This is a genomic window from Streptomyces sp. NBC_00996, from assembly GCF_045162675.1.
Classification (GTDB): Bacteria; Actinomycetota; Actinomycetes; order Streptomycetales; family Streptomycetaceae; genus Streptomyces.
This window is the reverse complement of sequence record NZ_CP108723.1, coordinates 1,867,239-1,888,051: the sequence shown is the minus strand read 5'-3', so window position 1 is coordinate 1,888,051 and position 20,813 is coordinate 1,867,239. Positions and strand designations below refer to the sequence as shown.

Sequence of the window (20,813 nt, the reverse complement as noted above, 5' to 3'; positions counted from 1 at the left end):
AACAAACAGTCAGTTCAGGAAGCCATTGCGATCCGGGTGCGTCATCCCGTAGGTTGATCCGCGCTCGCTACCAGCGGGTAACATCGATGGGTAACCACACGTCGCCCGGCCGCCCGACCGTCCTGTCGTCCTGGGGAGACCATGCGCCGCTGGCCCTTCGGCCGTCCCACCACGGTCCGTACGCGCATCGTGGCGCTCGCACTCGCTCCGGTAATCGCCCTCATGACGCTGTGGAGCTTCGCCATGGTGTCCGTCACCGGCGAACTGCGCGCGCTCGTCCGGGTCCAGGGGGTGTACGTCGACTTCGGCACACCGGTCGACACGGCGGTCGGCCAGATCCAGATCGAACGGCGGCTCGCGGCCGCGTACCTGGGGGCGAATCACGGTACGGCGGCGGCCGTCGAGCTGCTGGAGCAGCAGCGCCGCACCGACCGCGCCGTGACCGCCATGCGGGACGCGATCCGGGACGGGGACCGCGGCCGGCTGTCCGACCGGCAGCGACAGGTGCTCGACGCCATGCTCCATTCCGTCGACGCGCTGGAGGGGCTGCGGGAGCGCGTGCTGTCCCGCGCCATCTCCTGGGACCGGGCGGTCAGCGAGTACAGCACACTCGTGGAACCGGGCTTCGACGTCCAGTCCGCGCTCACCGCGCTGCAGGCCGGACAGCTCGCGCGCGAGGCCCAAGTCGTCATCGAGCTGGTGCGGGTACGGGAGTTCGTGTCGCGCGAGGACGCCCTCGTCGCCGGGGCGCGGGCCGCCGGATCGCTCAGCGACCGCCAGTACGACACACTGACCGCGACGATCGAGGACCGCCGGGTCTTCGAGCGGACGTATGTGCCCGACCTGCCCGCCGACTCGCGCTCCCTCTTCGAGGAGTTCCAGCGCGGGGGCCTCCATCGGCAGTTGACCCGGGGCGAGGACGCCCTGCTGCGGGCGGGCGCGCAGCGTGCGGGCGAGGCCGTCGCGGCCGGCTCCTGGCGCACCACCACCGACCGGGCCGTCAAGCGCTACATGCAGCTGTGCACCCGGTCGGCCGTCAACTCCGCAGAGCGTGGGCGGGAGTTCGCCTACCGGGAGCTGGCCAAGGCCGCCGTCGTCGGAGTGCTCGGACTCGCCGCCGTGGCCCTGTCCCTGTGGTTCGCCGTGCGCGGCGCCCGTCGTATCTCGCGCCGCCTGGAAACGCTGCGGGACGCCGCCGACCTCCTGAGCTCCCGCCAACTGCCGGACGTGATGCGGCGGTTGAGCGCGGGCGAGGACGTGGACGCCGCCGCCGAGGCCCCGCCCCTGGCCGACGGGGAGGCGGGTGCCGACGAGATCGGCCAGGTCGGCCGGTCCTTCAACACCGCCCGCCTCGCGGCCGTCGAGGCCGCCGTCAAGCAGGCCACCCTGCGCCGCGGGCTGTTCGCCGTGCTCCTCAACATCGCCCGCCGCAATCAGGCGCTCGTGCACCGCCAGCTCAAACTCGTCGACACGCTGGAGCGGCGCACCAACGACCCGGACGTCCTGGAGGACCTGTTCCGGATCGACCACCTCACCACCCGCATGCGGCGGCACGCCGAGAGCCTGATCATCCTGTCCGGCGCGGCGCCCGGCCGCAAATGGCGGCGGCCCGTACCCATCGCCCACGTGGTGTCCTCCGCGGTGAGCGAGATCGAGGACTACGCGCGCGTCGTGATCCCGCCTATGCCGGAGGCGGGTGTCGCGGCGGACGCCGTCGCCGACGTCGCCCATCTGATCGCCGAACTCGTCGAGAACGCCACCGTGTACTCGCCGCCCCACACCCAGGTCACCCTGCGCACCGGCCGGGCCGGGGGTGGCTTCGTCCTGGAGATCGACGACCGTGGCCTCGGCCTCGAGCCCGAGCAGATCGAGGAAGCCCACCGCACCCTCACCACGCCGGACGACTTCGACCCGACCCGCCACGACCGGCTCGGGCTGTACGTGGTGGGGCGGCTCGCCGCACGCCATGGCATCGAGGTCACGCTGTGCCGGTCGCCGTACGGCGGTACGACGGCGGTGGTGCTGCTGCCGGAGGCGGTCCTCGCGCCGATCGAACCCGAGCGGCCGGAGGCGGTGGCGGACACGGAGCGGCGGGCGCTGCCCTCCCGGAGGGGAACCGCGGTCCTCCAGGAACAGCGCGCGGTGCAGCAGGAGCACGAGCAGGGGCGCGAACGGGAGCAGGGCCAGGAGCGGGAGGGGGAGCGGGAGCACGGCCACGAGTGGGAGCGGGCGCAGGAACGAGAGCAGGAGCAGGTCGTGAGCCTGGGCCGTATGCCGGAGAGCGGTCCGGCGTCGGAGTCGCCCGCCCTGCCCACACGCGTCCGCCAGACCTCCCTCGCCCCCCAGCTGCGCACCGAGGTTCCGGCACCCGACGGGACGTCGGAGCGCGAGGTCACGCCCGAGGAGATCCGCGCGGTCTTCGGCGCCTTCCAGCGCGGCCTCGACCGAGGCCGCAAGGGCCTGCCGACCGAACCCGGCCCCGCGCAGCGAACCGACACCGAGGAAGGAACGGCCGCCGCCGATGCGCCCTGACCAGACCCCCGAGCACCCCGCCCGACTCTCCGAGCTCCCGGGCATCACCCCCGAACAGCCCGGCATCGACCCCGAACAGCCCGGCACCGATCTCGGCTGGCTGCTCGACGACCTCGTGGCCCGAACCGACCACGTCCGCCAGGCCGTGCTCCTCACCGCCGACGGCCTCCCGCTGAGCTGCTCGGACGGCATGCGCAGAGGGGACATCGAGCATCTCGCCGCCGTCTGCTCCGGCTTCCACAGTCTCGCCCGGTCGGCCGGCGAGCGCTTCGCCGCGGGGGAGGTGCGCCAGACCATGGTGATGCTCGACGACGCCTACCTCTTCATCACCCCGGCGGGTGACGGCAGTCGGCTGGCCGTCCTGAGCGAGGTGCAGACGGACGTCGGACAGCTCGCCCACGAGATGGCGCTGCTCGTCCGCCGCGTCGGCCGCCACATGGCTGCCGCCGTACGATCGGCCGCCGACCCCGCGGGCCCCTGATCCGCCCGTGACCGACGACCACTGGTACGAGGACGAGACCGGCTCGATGGTGCGGCCCTACACCGTGACGCGGGGCCGGACCCGGCCCTCGGACCGGCACACCATCGATCTGATGTCGCAGGTCACGGCCGCGCGGACGGACGAGGGACAGCCGGGCGTCGACCATGCCCGCGCCGCCCTGCTCGACCTGGTGCGCCGCGGACCCCGGCCGGTCGTCGAACTGGCCGCGGACGCCGACCTGCCCCTGACCGTCGTACGTGTGCTGCTCGGCGACCTGGCCGAGGCCGGTCTGGTGCGCATCGACGCACCGCGGCGGCCGGGGCCGGGCGGACCGGCGGCCGACCCGGAGCTGCTGCGCGAGATCGTGGAGCGGCTGCGCGAGCTGTGAGAACAGGGCCCGAGCCGTGAGCACCAGTGCCCCGGCAGGCAACGTTTGCGCGTCAAGGAGCGGCGTCCGGTGCGTGCTCTCGGTGTGGTGCCGGCCGGAAGTCCTCGTACTGGACGTACTTGGGCTTTCGGTCGGTGCGGCGAGAGGGCGTGCCGGGCGTCGCGACGGGGCGAACGTTGCCTGCTGGGGCACTAGAACGCGGGCTGCCAGGGCACGACCGTGTAGTCGCCCGTGCCCTGCTTCACCTTCTCGAAGGGCGCGGAACCGACGCACTTCGGCAGGTCCTTGGTCTCCACCGGACTGCCGACCGACGCCCAGCTGTAGCCCAGCCGGTCGTGGTGGCCGAGGTCGTGGACCGTGATGCCGACCCGCCCGCCCTTCGCGCCGGGCAGGTCGGAGTCGGTGATCACTCCGGAGACCACGGCCACCTTGCCCCCGGTGAGCAGGCAGTCGACCCTGGCCTTGGCCCAGGCCCCGTCACCGTCGATGTAGTGACTCCACGCGAAGGTGCCGGTGGCCTTCAGCGGGTTGTCGTTGTCCTTGGCCGCGAGGTGGGCGTCGAAGGAGAAGGTGATGTCGTCGCCCGCCGACCGGTACACCTTGGCGGTTCCGGTGAGCGCGGCGGCCTCCCGCTTGTCCTGATGCCCGGTGCCGGAGGCGGCGGCGGATCCGGCCGCCGCGGCGGAGAGGAGCACGGCGGCACCGAGCGCGATGAGCTCCGGACGACGGTCCAGGCGGCTCATGACAGTCCTTTCTGCAGGTGAAACGGACAGTCACCACTGTTCCGCCGACGCTCGTCGGGCACATCGTGCCGCGGACGTCACCGCCCCTCCGCCGTCCGGCGGGGGCCATGCCCGTGACCTGCGCCTCAAGGCGGATCCGGGCCACGCCCAAGGGGGATCCGGGCTACGTCCGAGGGTGCGCAACGAATCGCCGCCGGGCCCCTGGGGCACGCAACGATTCGTTCAGTGGCGCGCAACGGGTCCTTCTTGTCCGGTCGAGGCCGCCGCCCGTACCGTCTATCCAAGCGATCCCTGCGAAGTGCAGGCACGCCTCCACACCGCCCGGCGCCGCTCACCCCCAAACCCTCCGTACCCGTGAGGAACACGCATGCGCACAGCCCTGCTCCAGAGCTCCGGCCGTCCCGGCTCGGTCGTCGAGAACCTCAAGGTGCTCGACGAGGCCGCGGGCCGCGCCGCCGGTGCCGGCGCCGGGCTGCTCGTGGCGCCGGAGATGTTCCTGACCGGGTACGCGATCGGTGACGACATCGCCCGCCTCGCCGAGCCAGCCGACGGCGGCTCGGCCGACGCGATCGCCGAGATCGCCACCCGGCACGGCGTGGCCCTCGCCTACGGTTACCCCGAGCGCTCCGGCGAGCAGGTCTTCAACTCCGCGCGGCTGATCTCCGCCGACGGCACCCGTCTCGCGAACTACCGCAAGACTCACCTCTTCGGCTGCTTCGAACGCGACCACTTCACGCCCGGCGAGCAGCCGGTCGTGCAGGCCGAGCTCGGTGGCCTGCGGGTCGGCCTCATGATCTGCTACGACGTCGAGTTCCCGGAGAACGTCCGCGCGCACGCCCTCGCCGACACCGACCTCCTGCTCGTGCCGACCGCGCAGATGCACCCGTTCCAGTTCGTCGCCGAGTCCGTCGTCCCGGTGCGCGCCTTCGAGAACCAGATGTACGTCGCGTACGTCAACCGCACCGGGCCGGAGGGGGAGTTCGAGTTCGTCGGCCTCTCCACGCTGGCCGGGCCCGACGGGGTCGCCCGCGCCCGGGCCGGCCGCGGCGAGGAACTGGTCTTCGCCGACGCCGACCCCGGCTTCCTCGCGGCCTCGCGCGAGGCGAACCCGTATCTGAAGGACCGCCGCCCCGGCCTCTACGGGTCGCTGATCTGAGTCCGGCCGCACTCTCCCCTCAAACAGCTTTCGCGCAAGGAGTCCGTACCCCATGACGTCCACGGTGCCCAACGCCGTCCAGCACGCCGATGTGCAGCAGCCGCCGATCACCATGTTCGGCCCGGACTTCCCCTACGCGTACGACGACTTCCTCGCGCACCCCGCGGGCCTCGGACAGATACCCGCGACCGAGCACGGCACCGAGGTCGCGGTCATCGGCGGCGGACTCTCCGGCATCGTGGCCGCGTACGAGCTGATGAAGATGGGCCTCAAGCCCGTCGTGTACGAGGCCGACGAGATCGGCGGCCGGCTGCGGACGGTGGGCTTCGAGGGGTGCGACCCCTCGCTCACCGCCGAGATGGGCGCCATGCGCTTCCCGCCGTCCTCCACCGCCCTCCAGCACTACATCGACCTGGTGGGCCTGGAGACCCGGCCGTTCCCCAACCCGTTGGCCGAGTCGACGCCTTCGACGGTCGTCGACCTCAAGGGCGAGTCGCACTACGCGACCACCGTCGACGACCTGCCGCAGGTCTACCGCGACGTGATGAACGCCTGGAACGCCTGCCTCGAAGACGGCGCCGACTTCTCCGACATGAACCAGGCCATGCGGGAGCGCGACGTGCCGCGCATCCGCGAGATCTGGGCGAAGCTCGTCGAGAAACTCGACAACCAGACCTTCTACGGCTTTCTCTGCGAGTCGGAGTCCTTCAAGTCCTTCCGCCACCGTGAGATCTTCGGCCAGGTCGGCTTCGGCACGGGCGGCTGGGACACCGACTTCCCGAACTCCATCCTGGAGATCCTGCGCGTCGTCTACACCGAGGCCGACGACCACCACCGCGGCATCGTCGGCGGCTCCCAGCAACTGCCGCTGCGGCTGTGGGAACGCGAGCCCGAGAAGATCGTCCACTGGGCGTACGGGACGTCGCTGGCCAAGCTGCACGACGGCACCCCGCGCCCGGCCGTGACCCGACTGCACCGCACCGCGGGCAACCAGATCACGGTGACGGACGCGAACGGCGACATCCGTACGTTCAAGGCGGCCGTCTTCACCGCCCAGTCCTGGATGCTGCTGTCGAAGATCGCCTGCGACGACTCGCTCTTCCCGATCGACCACTGGACGGCGATCGAGCGGACCCACTACATGGAGTCCTCGAAGCTCTTCGTGCCTGTCGACCGGCCGTTCTGGCTGGACAAGGACGAGGAGACCGGGCGGGACGTCATGTCGATGACGCTCACCGACCGTATGACGCGCGGGACTTACCTCCTCGACGACGGCCCGGACAAGCCCGCCGTCATCTGCCTCTCGTACACGTGGTGCGACGACAGCCTCAAGTGGCTGCCGCTGTCCGCGAGCGAGCGGATGGAGGTCATGCTGAAGTCGCTCGGCGAGATCTACCCGAAGGTCGACATCAGGAAGCACATCATCGGCAACCCGGTGACCGTGTCCTGGGAGAACGAGCCCTACTTCATGGGGGCGTTCAAGGCCAACCTGCCGGGCCACTACCGCTACCAGCGGCGCCTGTTCACCCACTTCATGCAGGACGGGCTGCCCGAGGACAAGCGGGGCATCTTCCTCGCGGGCGACGACATCTCCTGGACGGCCGGCTGGGCCGAGGGCGCCGTGCAGACCGCGCTGAACGCGGTCTGGGGCGTCATGCACCAGCTGGGCGGGACGACCGACCCGACCAACCCCGGGCCCGGCGACGTCTACGACGAGATCGCGCCGGTGGAGCTGCCCGAGGACTGAGGCCGGATCGGGTTCCGCGGGCGGTGGTCAGATTCCGGCCGCCCGCGCCGCCGTGTACACCTCGGCGGCCAGGTCCTTGAGCTCCTGGGCGTCCCGCGGGGTGTCGCCGAAGTCGAGGAAGAACTCGTCGAGGCCGACCTCGGCGTGGGCCGCGAGGTCGGTCACGATCTGGTCGATGTCGCCCTGGAAGGGGGCACGGTCCGAGCCGTCGTAGGCCTTGGCCGTGTACTGGAGGTTCACCCGCGCCACCGACTGGATCGGCTCCGTGCGTCCCCGCTCGGCCGCGAAGTTCCGCACCCCCTGCCACTGCGTGGCGAGCTGCTCGGCCCCCATGGCCACCGGCATCCAGCCGTCGCCGCGCTCGACAAGCCGGGACAGCGACTTCTTGGTGAACGCGGGCAGCAGGATCGGGATCGGCCGAACGGGCTTGGGGGCGACCACGGCCGACGCGATCTTCGTCAGGCGGCCCTCGTAGCGCACGGGGTCGGGGCCCCATACCGCGCGGCAGACATCGACGACCTCGTCCAGGACCTTGCCGCGCTCCTCGAACGGGGCCACGCCCGCGGCCGCGTACTCGTCGAGCGACCAGCCCGTGCCCAAGCCCGCCACGACCCGGCCACCGCTCGCCGCGTCCAGCGTGCCGAGAGCCCTGGCCAGCTGGAACGGGCCGTGCAGCGGGGCGACCAGGACACTCGTGCCGAGCCGGGCCCGCCGCGTGGCCGGCACGGCCAGGGTCAGCGTCACCAGCGGTTCGGCCAGGCCGCGGTACGCCTCGGGCCAGGGCACTCCCGGCATGTTGTACAGCCCCTGCGTCGCGGGTTCCGGGAACAGAGCGCGCTCGAACACCCACAGGCTCTCGTAGCCGATCTCCTCGGCCGCGTGGGCCACGTCCGGCACATCGCGTCCGATGTCGTACTGGTGCGTCTGCGGAAGACTCAGGCCGAGCCGAGTGGCCATGCTGGTGCTCCTTTGCATCAGGCGTATCGATCAGCAACGTATCTCTTACTACGTCACGTTCCGCTCTGTGCGCGACGATGTGGCCGGATCAGTCCGGCAGCGGGGTGAGCAGCATCCGGCCGGCGAAGCCCACCGCCGCGTCGAGGCGGTCGCAGAACTCCTCGGCCAGGTCGGGCAGGCCGCGCAGCGCCCACAGCGCCCGCGCCGCCGACCAGGTGGCGTCGCGCGCCCGCTCCAGACTCCACGAGCCGAGCAGATGGGTGAGCGGATCGGCGATCTGGAGCAGGTCGGGGCCCGGCATCAGATCTTCGCGGATGCGTTCCTCCATCGAGATGAGGAGATCGCCCACACGGTCGAACTCGTCCTCCAGATCGGCCGGTTCGCAGCCGAGCGTACGACAGGCGTCCACGACGGCCAGCGCCAGATCGTGCCCGATGTGCGCGTTGATGCCTGCCAGCGCGAACTGCAGCGGACGTACACCGGGATGGCGCCGGAACTGCAGCAGCGGCCGCCAGCAGGCAGGCGGGCACCCCTGCTCGGCCACCCTCAGGTAGCGCTCCGCGAACCGCACGTCCAGCGTGATCGCGGCCTCGGGGTCGGGGAACGCCCCGGCGTCCAGGTGCCGGTCGACCTCCTCGGTGACGGCGAGGTAGACGCGGTTGAAGACCGCGACGCCGTCCCGCTCGGGCAGGGTCGCGTCCAGGGCGCGCATACGGGAGACGACCGCGTCCACGGGAGTAATCGACTGTGCCAACTGCGCCATGGGGACAGCGTCCCAGTCCTAGGCTGGCCGGAGTGCCGCCGGGCCGGACGCGTCCCCAGAACGGGGGAACGCCTCCGGGGCGGGAGGGGGGAGAAGTACGTGTCAGGCTTACGTGCCCAGCGCCTGGCCGCGCGCAGGGCCGAGCGCAGGCGGGCCGCCCGGCGCGGTGCCATGGTCGCGGCGGCCTCGGTCGTGGTCGCGGTCGGTACGGTGACCGGGATGGTGTCCGCGCTCGACGACGGGCGCCCTTCCGACGACGCCAAACCACTGGTGACCCGCTCGCCCAGCCTCCGTCCGCTGCCCGCCGTGCCGACGCCGTCGCGCACGTCGGCCGCGCCGTCCCCGGCCCGGTCTGCATCCCCGCCCCCGAAGCCCGGCCCGAAGCCCTCCGCGAGCAGGAAGAAGCAGGGGACCGCGGCCGCCCCCGCCCTGCTCTACCGCCACCCCGACTCCCAGGCCCTCGACTGGGTCAAGACCCATCCCGGCGACGCCCGGCGCGATGTGATCGAGTCCCGGATAGCCGACCGTCCGGCAGCGGTCTGGTTCGCGGACTTCACGCCGTCCACCATCACCGCACGGGTCAGGGCGGTGACGTCGGCCGCCGCCGCGCAGGGCCGGGTCCCGGTCGTCGTGCCGTACGCCATCCCGCAGCGGGACTGCGGCGGCGCCTCGGAGGGCGGCGCGCCCGACCTCGCCGCGTACGACGGCTGGATCGACCACTTCGCGGCGGGGCTGGGCTCCGGCGAGGTCATCGTCGTCCTGGAGCCCGACTCGATCGCCCAGTCCGACTGCCTCACCGAGGGCGAACAGGCCGACCGCTTCGGCTCGTTGGCCCGCGCGGGCCGCGTCCTCAAGGCCGCGAACCCCAACGCCCGGGTCTACTACGACGCCGGCCACTCGGACTGGAACCCCGCCGCCGAACAGGCCTCGCTGCTCGAACAGGCGGGTGCCGCATCACCGGCCTCCTCCGACGGCGTCTTCACCAACGTGTCCAATTTCCACCGTACGAGCGATGAGATCGCGTACGCCCGACAGGTGCTGTCCGCTCTCGGCGGCCCGGCGAGCCTGGGCGCCGTCATCGACACCAGCCGGAACGGCAACGGCGCCCCGACCGACGGCGCGTGGTGCGATCCGGCGGGCCGCAGGATCGGACAGGCGCCGACCCTGAACACCGGGGAGGCCAGGATCGACGCTTATCTGTGGGTGAAGCTGCCGGGCGAGTCGGACGGCTGCAAGGGGACGCCGGGGACCTTCTCGGCGGAGTACGCCTATGAGCTGGCGCGCTGATCCTCGGCCTCGTCGTACGAGGAGGTGCCCTCGCCCTGGCTCAACGCCGGGGTCGACCTGCGCAACGGTCGAAGGCCCAGGAGACCCCGTACCCGAAGACCAGTCCGAGGAAGATCGCGATCCGTGACCAGAATCCGCGCAGACAGACGACGGCCAGACCGGTGAAGAGCATCACCGGGAGCGCTGTCCACTGGTCCTGCGGCCAGTACGTGGACGCGGTCACCGGCGCCAGGTTGAAGCCGATCAGCATGACGACCGCGCCGGTCACGATCGGCGGCATGGTGGCATGGATGATCCGGGCCCCGAAGCGCCGCACGGCGAGTCCCACCAGGAACAGCGCGATGCCGACCACGAACACCGCGCCGGTCACCGTCGCGCTGGTGCCGCCCTGTGCCCGGATCACGGCCGCGACGCCCACGAAGGAGAGCGAGGAGCCCAGGTAGCTGGGCACACGGCCGCGGGTGGCGAGCAGGAAGACGACCGTCGCGACGCCCGACATCATGATCGCGAGGTTCGGGTCGAGGCCCATGAGGACGGGTGCGACGAAGGACGCCCCGAACATGGCGACCACGTGCTGGGCGCCGAGCCCGACCGTGCGGGGCCAGGAGAGGCGTTCATCGGGGCGGACGACCGCTCCGGGGGCGGGCGTGCGCCCGTCGCCGTGCAATTTCCAGCGCACGCCGAGATCCATGGTGTGGCTTTGCATTCTCTGTACGTGAATCTGTCCGCACCATTGTCAGGGATGACCAGCCGCCCTACGCTCGCACGGTCCTCCTTATGAACTGCGTTCATATTTCTGATCGGAGTGCTGGATGAGTGCAAGACCCCGACTGGGTGTGGTCCTGGCGGCCGTGGTCGCTCTCACGGCCGCGGTCGTTCCCTCCGCCGCGGCGCATACGGCGCCGAAGGTCCCGCGGACGGCGGTGCTCGACGGCGCGCGCCTGCAGCAGACGAAGGCCGGTCTGGATCACGGAGATCCCCGACTCAAGCGCACGCTCAAGGACTTGACGGGCCGCGCCGACAACTGGCTGGACCAGGGCCCCTGGACGGTCGTCGACAAGCCGAAGCCCGCACCCGGCGGCGATGTCCACGACTACCTCAGCCAGGCCCCGTACTGGTGGCCCTCGCAGCCCACGACCGCCGACAACCCCTGGGGCTGCCCCTACGTCCAGCGTGACGGCCAGCGCAATCCCGAGGTCGACACCGGCACCGACCGCCAGGACGTCGAGAAGGTCTTCGACTCGGCCTACGACCTCTCGCTGGCCTGGTACTACACCGGCAAGAAGCAGTACGCCGAGAAGGCCGCCACCGTCCTGCGCACCTGGTTCCTCGCCCCGGACACCCGGATGAACCCGAACCTGAACCACGGGCAGTTCATCCCCTGCAAGTACGACGGCCGGGCCATCGGCATCATCGACTTCTCGCAGTCCTACACGAGCGTCCTGGACGCCATCGCGATCCTGGAGACGGGTGCCCCCGGCTGGTCCAGGAGCGACCGCACCGCGATGCGCGCCTGGAACACCGACTTCCGCGACTGGCTGGCGAACAGCGCCTTCGGCAAGGAGGAGGGCGCCGCCAAGAACAACCACGGCACCTTCTACGACATGCTGCTCGCCGCTCTGGCGTACGCGACCGGCGACAACGACCTCGCCCGGCGGACCGTTCTCGACGCGCGCGCCCTGCGCATCGATCCGCAGATCGCCGCCGACGGCAGTCAGCCCCAGGAGCTGGCCCGCACCCGCAGTTGGCACTACTCGACCTTCGACCTGGTCGCGTACACCCGCCTCGCCGCCATCGGCCGGCACCTGGGCGTGAACCTCTGGTCGTACCAAGGGCCGGACGGCCAGAGCCTGTTCAAGGCGGTCGACTATCTGCTGCCCGCGGCGACGGGCGCCGAGCCGTGGACCCACCCGGAGCTGGAGTTCCACCGGTTCGCGGCGAGCGACGTCGTGCACGCGGCCGCCGACGCGGGGGACAGGGCCGCGAAGGCCGCCGTGCCGAAGCTCGAAACGCCGCCCGGCGGCGACCTGTGGGCGCTGCGACCGGCGGCGGAGCAGCTGGACTCGATCGCGGGCTGACCTGTGCAGGAGGAGCAGGGCTGCCGGAGGGTTGCCCTGCCCCGCACCGACAGGAGCTCCTGAGCGGCCGCTTAGGATGGAGTGCCCCCCACCGTCCCGTCCGGCACCCTCAGGAGCCCCGCCCGTGACCGCCGAAGCACCACCCGCCGCCCCCGTCCTTGCCCATGGGCGGCTGATACCCGTCACCGTCCACTTCGACGACCTGGACGCGCTCGGGCTGCTGCACAACGCCCGGTACCCCGTGATGGTCGAGCGCGCCTGGACGGCGTTGTGGAACGAGCGCGGCTTCGGCTTCGAGGGCGACTGGGAGGCGGCGGGCGACTTCTGCAACGCCGTCAAGGAGCTCCGGATCAGTTACGAGGCCCCGGTCGACCGGCCGGGCGCGTACGCCGTCCACCTCTGGCTGGAGCGGCTCGGCACCACCGGACTGACGTACGGCTTCCGCTTCTGCTCGGCCGACGGCTCGGTGACGTACGCGCACGGCACCAGGGTGCTGGTCCGGCTCGACGCGGGGACGCTGCGTCCGACGGCGTGGAGCGACCGGTTCAGGGCCTTGGGTCGGGAATTGCTGCGCTCGCAGGGCTGACCTTCGGCCGGTTGCGGTCACCCGCGCGCAGCACCCCCGCGAACGCGATGAGCCCGCACGCCAGCACCGTCACCAGCCCGAACGACACCACCAGGCTCGTCGCCTGCGCCAGTGTGCCGATCGCGCCCGGCGCGACCAGGCCCGAGGTGTACGTGATGGTGGCGACGCCCGCGATGGCCTGGCTGGGGTTGGGGCCGCTGCGTCCGGCCGCGGCGAAGCAGAGGGGGACGACGACGGCGATGCCGAGGCCCAGCAGGGCGAAGCCGCCCATGGCCACGGCCGGGCTTCCCGCCACCACGACGAGCAGTCCGCCGAGCGCCGCGCAGAGGCCGCCGACGCGTACGGTGCGGACGGCGCCGAAGCGGTCCACGATCCGGTCGCCCGCGATCCGCGCGAGAGCCATGGTGAGCGTGAAGCCCGTGGTGCACGCCGCCGCGAGACCCGCCGAGGTGGCCAGTTGGTCGCGCAGATAGACCGCGGACCAGTCCAGGCTCGCGCCCTCCGCGAACACCGCGCAGAACCCGACCGCACCGATGAGCAGCGCCGACCTGGGCGGCAGGGTGAAGCGCGGCGGGGGCTCCTCGTCCTCGGTCGGCTTGATGTCCAGCACCCACTGGCAGGCGACCAGGCCGAGGACGGTCAGTACCGCCGCCGCCAGCGCGTGGTGCAGGCGTGCGTCCGAACCCAGATGTGCGGCGAGGGTGCCCGCTGCCGAGCCGATCAGGGCGCCCGCGCTCCACATGCCGTGCAGCCCGGACATGATCGACTTGTCGAGGCGGTTCTCGACCTCCACACCCAGGGCGTTCATCGCGACGTCCGCCATGCCCGCCGTGGCGCCGTAGACGAAGAGCGCCAGACACAGCGTGTACAGGTTCGGTGCGAGCGACGGCAGGATCAGGGCCAGCGTCCACAGCGAGATCAGACCGCGCAGTGCCGTGCGGGCGCCGAAGGTGTGGCTGATCCGGCCCGCGAGCGGCATCGCGACGGACGCGCCGATCGCCGGGAACGCGAGCGCGATGCCGAGCCGGCCCGCGCCCACCGAGGCGTGGTCCTGGATCCAGGGCACCCGGGTCGCGAACGAGCCCGTCACCGCGCCGTGCACCGCGAACACGGCGGCCACGGCGTACCGTGCCCGCTTCAACTCGCGCATGTCGTAGCCCACTTCACTCATGGTGCCGCTGCCCCTCCCGGACGTCCTCCCCGCACTGGCGTCGTAAACTATCAGGAACCCTGCCTGATAAATAGCGGGATTAAGGCCGGGGGGCCACGCCCTCCGCTGATCCGGGAGGAACCCGTGGTGTGGGAGGAGCCCATGAGCCGGGAAGAGTCCGTGAGCCGGAAGGATCCCGTGGTCCGGATGGAGTCCGTGAGCCGGAAGGAACCTGTGGTCTGGGAAGAACCTGTGGTCCGCGAGGAGCCCGTGGGCCGGAAGGATCCCGTAATCCGGGAGGAATCCGTGGTCCGGGAGGAGCCCGTGGGCCGGAAGGATCCCGTGGTCCGGGAGGAATCCGTGGTCCGGGAGGAGCCCGTGGGCCGGAAGGATCCCGTGGGTCCGGGAGGAGCCTGTGGGCCGGGAAGAGTCCGTGGGCCGGAAGGGCCCCGTGGTCCGGGAGGAGCCTGTGGGCCGGAAGGATCCCGTGGGTCCGGGAGGAGCCTGTGGGCCGGGAAGAGTCCGTGGGCCGGAAGGGCCCCGTGGTCCGGGAGGAGCCTGTGGTCCGGGAGGGCCCCGTGGTCCGGGAGGAGCCCGTGGGCCGGAAGGACCCCGTAGGCCGGAAGGACCCCGTGGGCCGGGAAGAGGTCGTGGGCCGGAAGGAAGCCGTGATCTGGGAGGATCCCCGCATGCCCGCATCACCGAGCACCGCCCGGGCCATCAACGACCGGCTCGCCCTGCGGCTGCTGCAGCAGGAAGGCCCCTTGACGGCAGGGCAGTTGAAGCAGCTCACCGGACTGTCCCGGCCCACGGTCGCCGACCTGGTCGAGCGCCTCACGGCAGCCGGGCTGATCTCCGTCGTGGGGGAGTCCGGGGAGCAGCGGCGCGGCCCGAACGCCCGTTTGTACGGGATCGTCGCCGACCGGGCCCACCTCGCCGCCCTCGACGTGCGCACCGAGGGGGTCTCCGTCGTCGTCTCCGATCTTCTCGGCACGGAGCTGGCCCGGGCGTCGGTGCCCATCGCGGACGACACCGGCACGGGGCCCGCCGTCGAGCAGGCGGTGACGCTGGTGGAGCGCGCGGCGAAGGAGGCGGGGGCGGAGCGACTGCACACGGTCGGCATCGGCGCCCCCGGCCTGATCGACCCCGGCACCGGTGAACTCCGCGACTCCTCCGGTCTGCCCGAGTGGCACCGCCGTCTGGTGGCCGCCCTCCAGGAGCGCCTGCCCGCCCGTGTCCTGGTCGAGAACGAGACGAACCTCGCCGCCCTCGCCGAACAGCGCGACGGTGCCGCGCGCGACCGCGACACGTTCGTGCTGCTGTGGCTGGGGCACGGCACCGGTGCCGCGGTGATCCTCGACGGCCGGCTCCGCCGCGGCGCCTCCGGCGGCACCGGCGAAATCGGCTTCCTCCCCGTGCCCGGGACCTCGACCCTCCCCTCGGCGACCGACTGCGAGGGCGGCTTCCACTCGCTGGCAGGGGCGGCGGCCGTCGCCGGGCTCGCGGCGCGGTACGGCGTCGTGGCGGAGCCGGTTCCGCACGAACCACACGCGGCGGCGCTGGTGAGGGCAGCCGTTTCCACCCCCGACGCGCCGGACTCCTCCCGCTTCCTCGACGCCCTCGCCGACCGTCTCGCCGTCGGCGCCGCCTCCGTCATCGCCGTACTGGACCCCGGCTGTGTGGTTCTGGGCGGCGAGGTCGGCCGCGCGGGCGGGGACGTTCTCGCCGCGCGGGTCGAGCAACGACTCGTACGGATGTCGCCGCTGCCGACGAAGGTGCGGGCGAGTGCGTTGGGCGGCGGTGCGGTGCTGCGCGGCGCCCTCCTGACAGCCCGGGACGGCGCCCAGGACGAACTCTTCGCACCACCGTCGCGGTAGCCCCGGGAGCGGGCCTGAAGGTTCTCGCCCCCGCGCGCCCCTTCAGGGGCGCGGTGAACTGTGCGACAAACCCCCACCTTCTCGCAGCTGAAGAACAACCCGGCGGGGTCTGGGGCGCAGCCCCAGGTCGGGACGGGCAGGGGTGGAGGGGGCGAAAACCGTTTGGACCCCAGCCGCGTTGGAGACCCGGCGGCGGGGCAAGGGCCTCCGTCACCGCCGCCGGGTCGATCGGGGGCGACCATTCGGTGTCGACAAACCGGTTTCGACGACGCGATGATCGCCGACCTTAAATGGACTAGACCACACCGTCAATAGGTACGGACCATCATCAAGGGCGTGCGCCGGAGCGGAAGTTGACCGGTCGCGCGGCGCGCGAGAAGTCCATCCATATGGCCTGTGAGCCACCCCACAGGCGTTCGCCCGCATGGGCGTCGATCAGGCGTGGCACACTGGCCCTGTACCAGAAGCAGCGCACTCCGGGGTCGGTGAAATTCCGAACCGGCGGTTATAGTCCGCGACCCGGTCGCTTCCAGCGGCCGGTTGACCAGGTGAAATTCCTGGACCGACGGTTAAAGTCCGGATGGGAGGCAGTGCGCGGCGGGCGGGCATTCGTGCGCGCCGCCGTCAGTTGCGACTTGTCCCATGGGGCGAGTCTCCTTTCGGCGTCGCCCCCGGTGTCGTCGTTCGCTCATTCTGTCGTCATCGACAGGCCCCGGAGTCCGTGCCCCATGAGGCAGGAGGACCCGGGAAGTGTTCACCGGAATCGTCGAAGAGCTGGGTGAGGTCACCGCCGTCGAGAACCTCGACGACGCCTCCCGTTTCCGTCTGCGCGGCCCCGTCGTCACGCAGGGCGCGCAGCACGGCGACTCCATCGCCGTCAACGGCGTCTGTCTCACGGTGGTCGACCACGAGGGCGACGAATTCACCGCCGACGTCATGGCGGAGACCCTGGACCGCTCCAGCCTCGGTGCCCTGACCGTGGGTTCCCGGGTCAACCTGGAGCGCCCGATGGCCGTGGGTGAGCGCCTCGGCGGGCACATCGTGCAGGGGCACGTCGACGGCACGGGCGCGGTCATCGAGCGCAAGCCGTCCGACAACTGGGAGATCGTCAAGATCTCGCTCCCCGCGGACCTCTCGCGCTATGTGGTCGAGAAGGGCTCCATCACCGTCGACGGCATCAGCCTGACCGTGGTCGACGCGGGACCCGACTACTTCACCGTCAGCCTCATCCCGACGACGCTCGCGCTGACCACGCTCGGCCTCAAGCAGCCCGGCGACCCGGTCAACCTCGAGGTCGACGTCATCGCCAAATACGTCGAGCGGCTGCTGGGCACGCAGGGAGCAGCCAAGTGAACTGGCTGAACTCCGAGGCCTTCGTCCTCCTCGACCAGCACATCAAGTGGTCGGACATGATCGGCAACGTCATCGGTCTGATCGCCCTCGCGCTCGGCTGGCGCCGCTCCATATGGAGCTGGCCCGTCCAGTTCCTGTCCGGCGTCATCCTCTTCGCGGCCTTCGCGACGGCCCACCTCTCCGGCAGCGCCGGCAAGCAGGTCGTCGTCATGATCGTCGCGGTGTACGGCTGGTGGCAGTGGAACCGCGGCAAGGGGCAGGCGGCGGACGGTTCCATCGCTGTCCGCTTCGCCACCTGGCGCGAGCGCGGCTACATGATCGGCGCCGCGGCCGTCGGCACCGTCGCGGTCGCCGGCCTGTTCTTCGCGTACCCGTCCCTCTCCTGGGACCCCTGGCCGGACGCGTACATCTTCGTCGGAACGATCGTCGCCATGTACGCCCAGGCGCGCGGCATGGTCGAGTTCTGGTTCGCCTGGCTGCTGGTCGACCTGGTGGGCGTGCCGCTCAACTTCGCCAACGGCTTCGCCTTCTCCGGTTTCGTCTACGTCCTGTACGGCGCGCTCGTCCTGTGGGGCATGCGCGACTGGTGGCTGCGCTCCCGCAAGGCCGGGCAGCCCGTCCTGGAAGGAGCCCCGGCATGACCACCGCGCCGGTCTGGTACAGCACCGACAACATCGAGGACTTCGCGCTCGACCCGGTCGAGAAGGCCATCGCCGACATCGCGGCGGGCCGCCCGGTCGTGGTCGTGGACGACGAGGACCGGGAGAACGAGGGCGACCTCGTCATCGCCGCCGAGAAGGCGACCCCCGAGATCGTCGCCTTCATGATGAGCGAGTGCCGTGGGCTGATCTGCGCGCCCATGGAGGGGGACGAGCTGGACCGGCTCCGGCTCCCGCAGATGGTCGACGACAACACCGAGTCGATGAAGACCGCGTTCACCGTCTCGGTGGACGCGTCCGCGGCGCACGGTGTGACCACCGGCATCTCGGCATCCGACCGTGCCACCACGCTTCAGTTGCTGGCCGACGGGAGGGCCCGGGCGGACGACTTCGTGCGCCCCGGCCACATCTTCCCGCTGCGCGCCAAGCCCGGTGGTGTCCTGGTCCGCAACGGCCACACCGAGGCCGCCGTCGACTTGGCCCGTCTCGCGGGCCTGCGCCCCGCCGGTGCGATCGTCGAGATCGCGGGCGAGGACGGCCGCATGCTCCGCCTGCCCGAGCTGATCCCCTTCGCCCGCAAGCACGGCCTGACGATCATCTCCATCGAGGACCTGATCGCCTACCGCCGCACCGCCGAGCCCACCGTCCGCCGCGAGGCCGAGGTCCACCTGCCCACCGCCTTCGGCGAGTTCACGGCTTACGGCTACCGTTCCACCGTCGACGGCGTCGAGCACGTCGCCCTCGTCCACGGCGAGATCGGTGACGGCGAGGACGTCCTCGTCCGCGTTCACTCCGAGTGCCTCACCGGCGACGTCTTCCACTCGCTGCGCTGCGACTGCGGCCCCCAGCTGCAGACGGCCATGGAGCGCATCCAGGCCGAGGGCCGCGGCATCGTGGTCTACCTGCGCGGCCACGAGGGGCGCGGCATCGGCCTGCTCTCCAAGCTGCGCGCGTACGAACTTCAGGAGCAGGGCCGCGACACCCTCGATGCCAACCTGGAGCTGGGCCTGCCCGCCGACGCCCGGGACTACGGCGCCAGCGCCCAGATCCTGGAGGACCTCGGCGTGCACAGCCTGCGCCTGCTGACCAACAATCCCGACAAGACCGACGCGCTCGTCCGGCACGGCCTCAAGGTCACCGCGCGAGAGCCGATGCCGGTACAGGCGGGCGAGCACAACCTCCGCTACCTGCGCACCAAGCGGGACCGGATGGGGCACGACCTGCCCTGGCTGGACACGACCACCGTGTCCGCCTGCGGCAACCAGTAACGACGGCATACCGGTAACAACGGCACTGTCGGCAACAACCGCACTGTCGGCAACACAGCACAGCGGCACTGAGGAGAGACGTGAGCGGCAAGGGTGCACCTGAACTGTCCGTACGCAACTGCGGCGACCTGCGCGTCGCGGTCATCGCGGCACAGTGGCACGAAAAGGTGATGGACGGCCTTGTGGACGGCGCGCTGCGCGCCCTGCACGAGTTTGGGATCGACGAGCCGACCCTGCTTCGGGTCCCCGGCAGCTTCGAGCTGCCGGTCGTCGCCAAGGTCCTGGCGGGCCGCGGCTACGACGCGATCGTCGCGCTCGGCGTCGTCATCCGTGGCGGAACCCCCCACTTCGACTACGTGTGCCAGGGCGTCACCAACGGCCTCACCCAGGTCTCCATCGACGCCGGTGTCCCCGTCGGCTTCGGCGTGCTGACCTGCGACACCGAGGAGCAGGCCCTGGACCGCGCGGGCATCGAGGGGTCCAACGAGGACAAGGGGCACGAGGCGGTGACGGCCGCGCTGGCGACCGCGGCCACGCTGCGCTCAGTATCTGAACCCTGGCGCTGAGGAACCTCGGTGACCGCGTAGGGTGGGCAGCACCATGTCCAAGAAGACGTTCGAGGAGCTCTTCACCGAGCTCCAGCACAAGGCCGCCAACGGCGATCCCGCCACTTCGCGCACCGCCGAGCTGGTCGGTAAGGGTGTCCATGCCATCGGCAAGAAGGTCGTCGAAGAGGCCGCCGAGGTCTGGATGGCCGCCGAGTACGAGGGCAAGGACGCCGCCGCCGAGGAGATCTCGCAGCTGCTCTACCACGTCCAGGTGATGATGGTCGCGCGCGGGATCTCCCTCGACGACGTGTACGCCCACCTGTGAATCCCGCTGTTCCCCCAACCCCTTCACACAAAGGAAGCCGACCTCATGCTGCGCATCGCCGTCCCCAACAAGGGTTCCCTGTCAGGCCCTGCGGCGGAGATGCTGCATGAGGCCGGCTACCAGCAGCGCCGGGAGTCCAAGGAGCTGAGGATCGTCGACCCGGAGAACGAGGTCGAGTTCTTCTACCTCCGCCCCCGCGACATCGCGATCTACGTCTCCTCCGGCCGCCTCGACATCGGCATCACCGGCCGCGACCTGCTCATCGACTCGGGCGCCAACGCGGAGGAGATCCTGCCGCTCGGCTTCGCCCGCTCGACCTTCCGCTTCGCCACCAAGCCGGGCACGGCGAGCGGCATCGCGGACCTCTCCGGCATGACGGTCGCCACCTCCTACGAGGGCATCGTCGCCAAGCACCTCGCCGACCACGGCATCGACGCCTCCGTCGTCCACCTCGACGGCGCCGTCGAGACCGCCATCGAACTGGGCGTCGCCGAGGTCATCGCCGATGTCGTCGAGACCGGCACCTCGCTGCGCAACGCGGGCCTCGAGGTGTTCGGCGACCCGATCATGAAGTCCGAGGCCGTCGTCATCCGCCGGGTCGGAGCCGACACCGCCGAGGACGCCGAGCCCAAGGTGCAGCAGTTCCTGCGCCGCCTCCAGGGCGTCCTGGTGGCACGGACGTACGTGATGATGGACTACGACTGCCGCGCCGAGCACCTGGAGAAGGCCGTAGCGCTCACCCCGGGCCTGGAGTCGCCGACCATCTCCCCGCTGCACAACGAGGGCTGGGTCGCCGTGCGCGCCATGGTTCCCGCCAAGGAGGCCCAGCGGATCATGGACGACCTGTACGCCCTCGGCGCGCGGGCCATCCTGACCACGGCCATCCACGCCTGCCGGCTCTGACGGGACTGCCGG

19 protein-coding genes, 1 pseudogene and 1 riboswitch are annotated in these 20,813 nt (G+C 71.2%); of the genes and pseudogenes, 15 read left to right on the top strand and 5 right to left on the bottom strand.

Annotated features, from left to right (window positions below; translation table 11 throughout):
* Positions 1-141: 141 nt before the first annotated feature.
* From OG390_RS09060 to OG390_RS09050, 3 genes are read left to right on the top strand one after another with little or no spacing between them, the layout of a single operon-like run.
* Complete coding sequence (locus OG390_RS09060; protein ID WP_406166516.1) at positions 142-2,532, top strand: nitrate- and nitrite sensing domain-containing protein; 2,391 nt, start codon at positions 142-144, stop codon at positions 2,530-2,532.
* A complete protein-coding gene (locus OG390_RS09055) occupies positions 2,522-3,013 on the top strand; it encodes a roadblock/LC7 domain-containing protein (protein ID WP_406166515.1) in 492 nt (163 codons plus the stop codon). Before OG390_RS09060 ends, OG390_RS09055 begins: the two co-directional genes overlap by 11 nt.
* A gap of 7 nt (positions 3,014-3,020) precedes the next feature.
* The gene (locus OG390_RS09050) at positions 3,021-3,401 is read left to right on the top strand and encodes a DUF742 domain-containing protein (protein ID WP_406166513.1); all 381 of its coding nucleotides are present in this window, start codon (positions 3,021-3,023) and stop codon (positions 3,399-3,401) included.
* A 191-nt stretch (positions 3,402-3,592) separates the two neighbouring features.
* Here the strand turns inward: OG390_RS09050 and OG390_RS09045 are convergent, their stop codons facing one another.
* Positions 3,593-4,144 carry a Repetin gene (locus OG390_RS09045; RefSeq protein WP_406166511.1) on the bottom strand — a complete coding sequence of 184 codons (552 nt, stop codon included), beginning with the start codon at positions 4,142-4,144 and terminating at the stop codon, positions 3,593-3,595.
* Between the two features lie 367 nt (positions 4,145-4,511).
* On the opposite strand from OG390_RS09045, the gene OG390_RS09040 reads away from it, so the two are divergent.
* Both OG390_RS09040 and OG390_RS09035 read left to right on the top strand, forming a co-directional pair.
* Positions 4,512-5,300: a carbon-nitrogen hydrolase family protein gene (locus OG390_RS09040; RefSeq protein ID WP_406166509.1), complete on the top strand. Its 789-nt coding sequence runs from the start codon at positions 4,512-4,514 to the stop codon at positions 5,298-5,300.
* A 52-nt stretch (positions 5,301-5,352) separates the two neighbouring features.
* Complete coding sequence (locus tag OG390_RS09035) at positions 5,353-7,047, top strand: flavin monoamine oxidase family protein (RefSeq protein WP_406166507.1); 1,695 nt, start codon at positions 5,353-5,355, stop codon at positions 7,045-7,047.
* Positions 7,048-7,074: 27 nt separating this feature from the next.
* Here the strand turns inward: OG390_RS09035 and OG390_RS09030 are convergent, their stop codons facing one another.
* Positions 7,075-8,004: an LLM class F420-dependent oxidoreductase gene (locus OG390_RS09030; protein WP_406166505.1), complete on the bottom strand. Its 930-nt coding sequence runs from the start codon at positions 8,002-8,004 to the stop codon at positions 7,075-7,077.
* An 88-nt stretch (positions 8,005-8,092) separates the two neighbouring features.
* Positions 8,093-8,767, bottom strand: coding sequence for a DUF5995 family protein (locus OG390_RS09025; protein WP_406166503.1), 675 nt, complete (start codon positions 8,765-8,767; stop codon positions 8,093-8,095).
* A 171-nt stretch (positions 8,768-8,938) separates the two neighbouring features.
* On the opposite strand from OG390_RS09025, the gene OG390_RS09020 reads away from it, so the two are divergent.
* A complete protein-coding gene (locus tag OG390_RS09020) occupies positions 8,939-10,054 on the top strand; it encodes a glycoside hydrolase family 6 protein (protein ID WP_406177568.1) in 1,116 nt (371 codons plus the stop codon).
* Between the two features lie 52 nt (positions 10,055-10,106).
* On the opposite strand, the pseudogene OG390_RS09015 reads toward OG390_RS09020, so the two are convergent.
* A pseudogene (locus OG390_RS09015) lies at positions 10,107-10,745 on the bottom strand (solute carrier family 23 protein); the annotation flags it as partial.
* Positions 10,746-10,866: 121 nt separating this feature from the next.
* Between OG390_RS09015 and OG390_RS09010 the strand changes: the two are divergent.
* Positions 10,867-12,132 (top strand): alginate lyase family protein, encoded by a 1,266-nt coding sequence (locus OG390_RS09010; protein WP_406166501.1) that lies wholly within the window; start codon positions 10,867-10,869, stop codon positions 12,130-12,132.
* Positions 12,133-12,256: 124 nt separating this feature from the next.
* The gene (locus OG390_RS09005) at positions 12,257-12,718 is read left to right on the top strand and encodes an acyl-CoA thioesterase (RefSeq protein ID WP_406166499.1); all 462 of its coding nucleotides are present in this window, start codon (positions 12,257-12,259) and stop codon (positions 12,716-12,718) included.
* Here OG390_RS09005 and OG390_RS09000 read toward each other — a convergent pair.
* Positions 12,678-13,889 (bottom strand): MFS transporter, encoded by a 1,212-nt coding sequence (locus OG390_RS09000; protein WP_406166497.1) that lies wholly within the window; start codon positions 13,887-13,889, stop codon positions 12,678-12,680. The two genes, OG390_RS09005 and OG390_RS09000, sit on opposite strands and share 41 nt — an antisense overlap.
* 668 nt (positions 13,890-14,557) lie before the next feature.
* On the opposite strand from OG390_RS09000, the gene OG390_RS08995 reads away from it, so the two are divergent.
* The 7 genes from OG390_RS08995 (at position 14,558) to hisG (ending at position 20,801) form a co-directional block, all read left to right on the top strand.
* Positions 14,558-15,745 (top strand): ROK family transcriptional regulator, encoded by a 1,188-nt coding sequence (locus OG390_RS08995; protein WP_406166495.1) that lies wholly within the window; start codon positions 14,558-14,560, stop codon positions 15,743-15,745.
* A 467-nt stretch (positions 15,746-16,212) separates the two neighbouring features.
* Positions 16,213-16,343, top strand: a riboswitch (FMN riboswitch).
* Between the two features lie 152 nt (positions 16,344-16,495).
* Positions 16,496-17,098: a riboflavin synthase gene (locus tag OG390_RS08990; protein WP_406166493.1), complete on the top strand. Its 603-nt coding sequence runs from the start codon at positions 16,496-16,498 to the stop codon at positions 17,096-17,098.
* Positions 17,095-17,739, top strand: a complete 645-nt coding sequence (locus OG390_RS08985) for a nicotinamide riboside transporter PnuC (RefSeq protein ID WP_406166491.1) — start codon at positions 17,095-17,097, stop codon at positions 17,737-17,739. The genes OG390_RS08990 and OG390_RS08985 overlap by 4 nt, the downstream gene beginning before the upstream one ends.
* Positions 17,736-19,025: a bifunctional 3,4-dihydroxy-2-butanone-4-phosphate synthase/GTP cyclohydrolase II gene (locus OG390_RS08980; RefSeq protein WP_406166490.1), complete on the top strand. Its 1,290-nt coding sequence runs from the start codon at positions 17,736-17,738 to the stop codon at positions 19,023-19,025. The genes OG390_RS08985 and OG390_RS08980 overlap by 4 nt, the downstream gene beginning before the upstream one ends.
* Before the next feature lie 80 nt (positions 19,026-19,105).
* A complete protein-coding gene (ribH, locus tag OG390_RS08975) occupies positions 19,106-19,591 on the top strand; it encodes a 6,7-dimethyl-8-ribityllumazine synthase (protein ID WP_406166488.1) in 486 nt (161 codons plus the stop codon).
* Positions 19,592-19,625: 34 nt separating this feature from the next.
* The gene (locus tag OG390_RS08970; RefSeq protein ID WP_028803646.1) at positions 19,626-19,898 is read left to right on the top strand and encodes a phosphoribosyl-ATP diphosphatase; all 273 of its coding nucleotides are present in this window, start codon (positions 19,626-19,628) and stop codon (positions 19,896-19,898) included.
* Positions 19,899-19,943: 45 nt separating this feature from the next.
* On the top strand, positions 19,944-20,801 hold the full coding sequence (gene hisG, locus OG390_RS08965; RefSeq protein WP_406166486.1) for an ATP phosphoribosyltransferase: 858 nt from the start codon (positions 19,944-19,946) through the stop codon (positions 20,799-20,801).
* Positions 20,802-20,813: the final 12 nt, after the last annotated feature.

What these genes read in the sequence shown, in the direction of transcription:
- OG390_RS09060 (WP_406166516.1), top strand. Translation starts at nt 142, where the DNA reads ATGCGCCGCTGGCCCTTCGGCCGTCCCACCACGGTCCGTACGCGCATC.
- OG390_RS09055 (WP_406166515.1), top strand. Translation starts at nt 2,522, where the DNA reads ATGCGCCCTGACCAGACCCCCGAGCACCCCGCCCGACTCTCCGAGCTC.
- OG390_RS09045 (WP_406166511.1), bottom strand. Translation starts at nt 4,144, where the DNA reads ATGAGCCGCCTGGACCGTCGTCCGGAGCTCATCGCGCTCGGTGCCGCC.
- OG390_RS09040 (WP_406166509.1), top strand. Translation starts at nt 4,512, where the DNA reads ATGCGCACAGCCCTGCTCCAGAGCTCCGGCCGTCCCGGCTCGGTCGTC.
- OG390_RS09035 (WP_406166507.1), top strand. Translation starts at nt 5,353, where the DNA reads ATGACGTCCACGGTGCCCAACGCCGTCCAGCACGCCGATGTGCAGCAG.
- OG390_RS09030 (WP_406166505.1), bottom strand. Translation starts at nt 8,004, where the DNA reads ATGGCCACTCGGCTCGGCCTGAGTCTTCCGCAGACGCACCAGTACGAC.
- OG390_RS09025 (WP_406166503.1), bottom strand. Translation starts at nt 8,767, where the DNA reads ATGGCGCAGTTGGCACAGTCGATTACTCCCGTGGACGCGGTCGTCTCC.
- OG390_RS09020 (WP_406177568.1), top strand. Translation starts at nt 8,939, where the DNA reads ATGGTCGCGGCGGCCTCGGTCGTGGTCGCGGTCGGTACGGTGACCGGG.
- OG390_RS09010 (WP_406166501.1), top strand. Translation starts at nt 10,867, where the DNA reads ATGAGTGCAAGACCCCGACTGGGTGTGGTCCTGGCGGCCGTGGTCGCT.
- OG390_RS09000 (WP_406166497.1), bottom strand. Translation starts at nt 13,889, where the DNA reads ATGAGTGAAGTGGGCTACGACATGCGCGAGTTGAAGCGGGCACGGTAC.
- OG390_RS08995 (WP_406166495.1), top strand. Translation starts at nt 14,558, where the DNA reads ATGCCCGCATCACCGAGCACCGCCCGGGCCATCAACGACCGGCTCGCC.
- OG390_RS08980 (WP_406166490.1), top strand. Translation starts at nt 17,736, where the DNA reads ATGACCACCGCGCCGGTCTGGTACAGCACCGACAACATCGAGGACTTC.
- OG390_RS08970 (WP_028803646.1), top strand. Translation starts at nt 19,626, where the DNA reads ATGTCCAAGAAGACGTTCGAGGAGCTCTTCACCGAGCTCCAGCACAAG.
- hisG (WP_406166486.1), top strand. Translation starts at nt 19,944, where the DNA reads ATGCTGCGCATCGCCGTCCCCAACAAGGGTTCCCTGTCAGGCCCTGCG.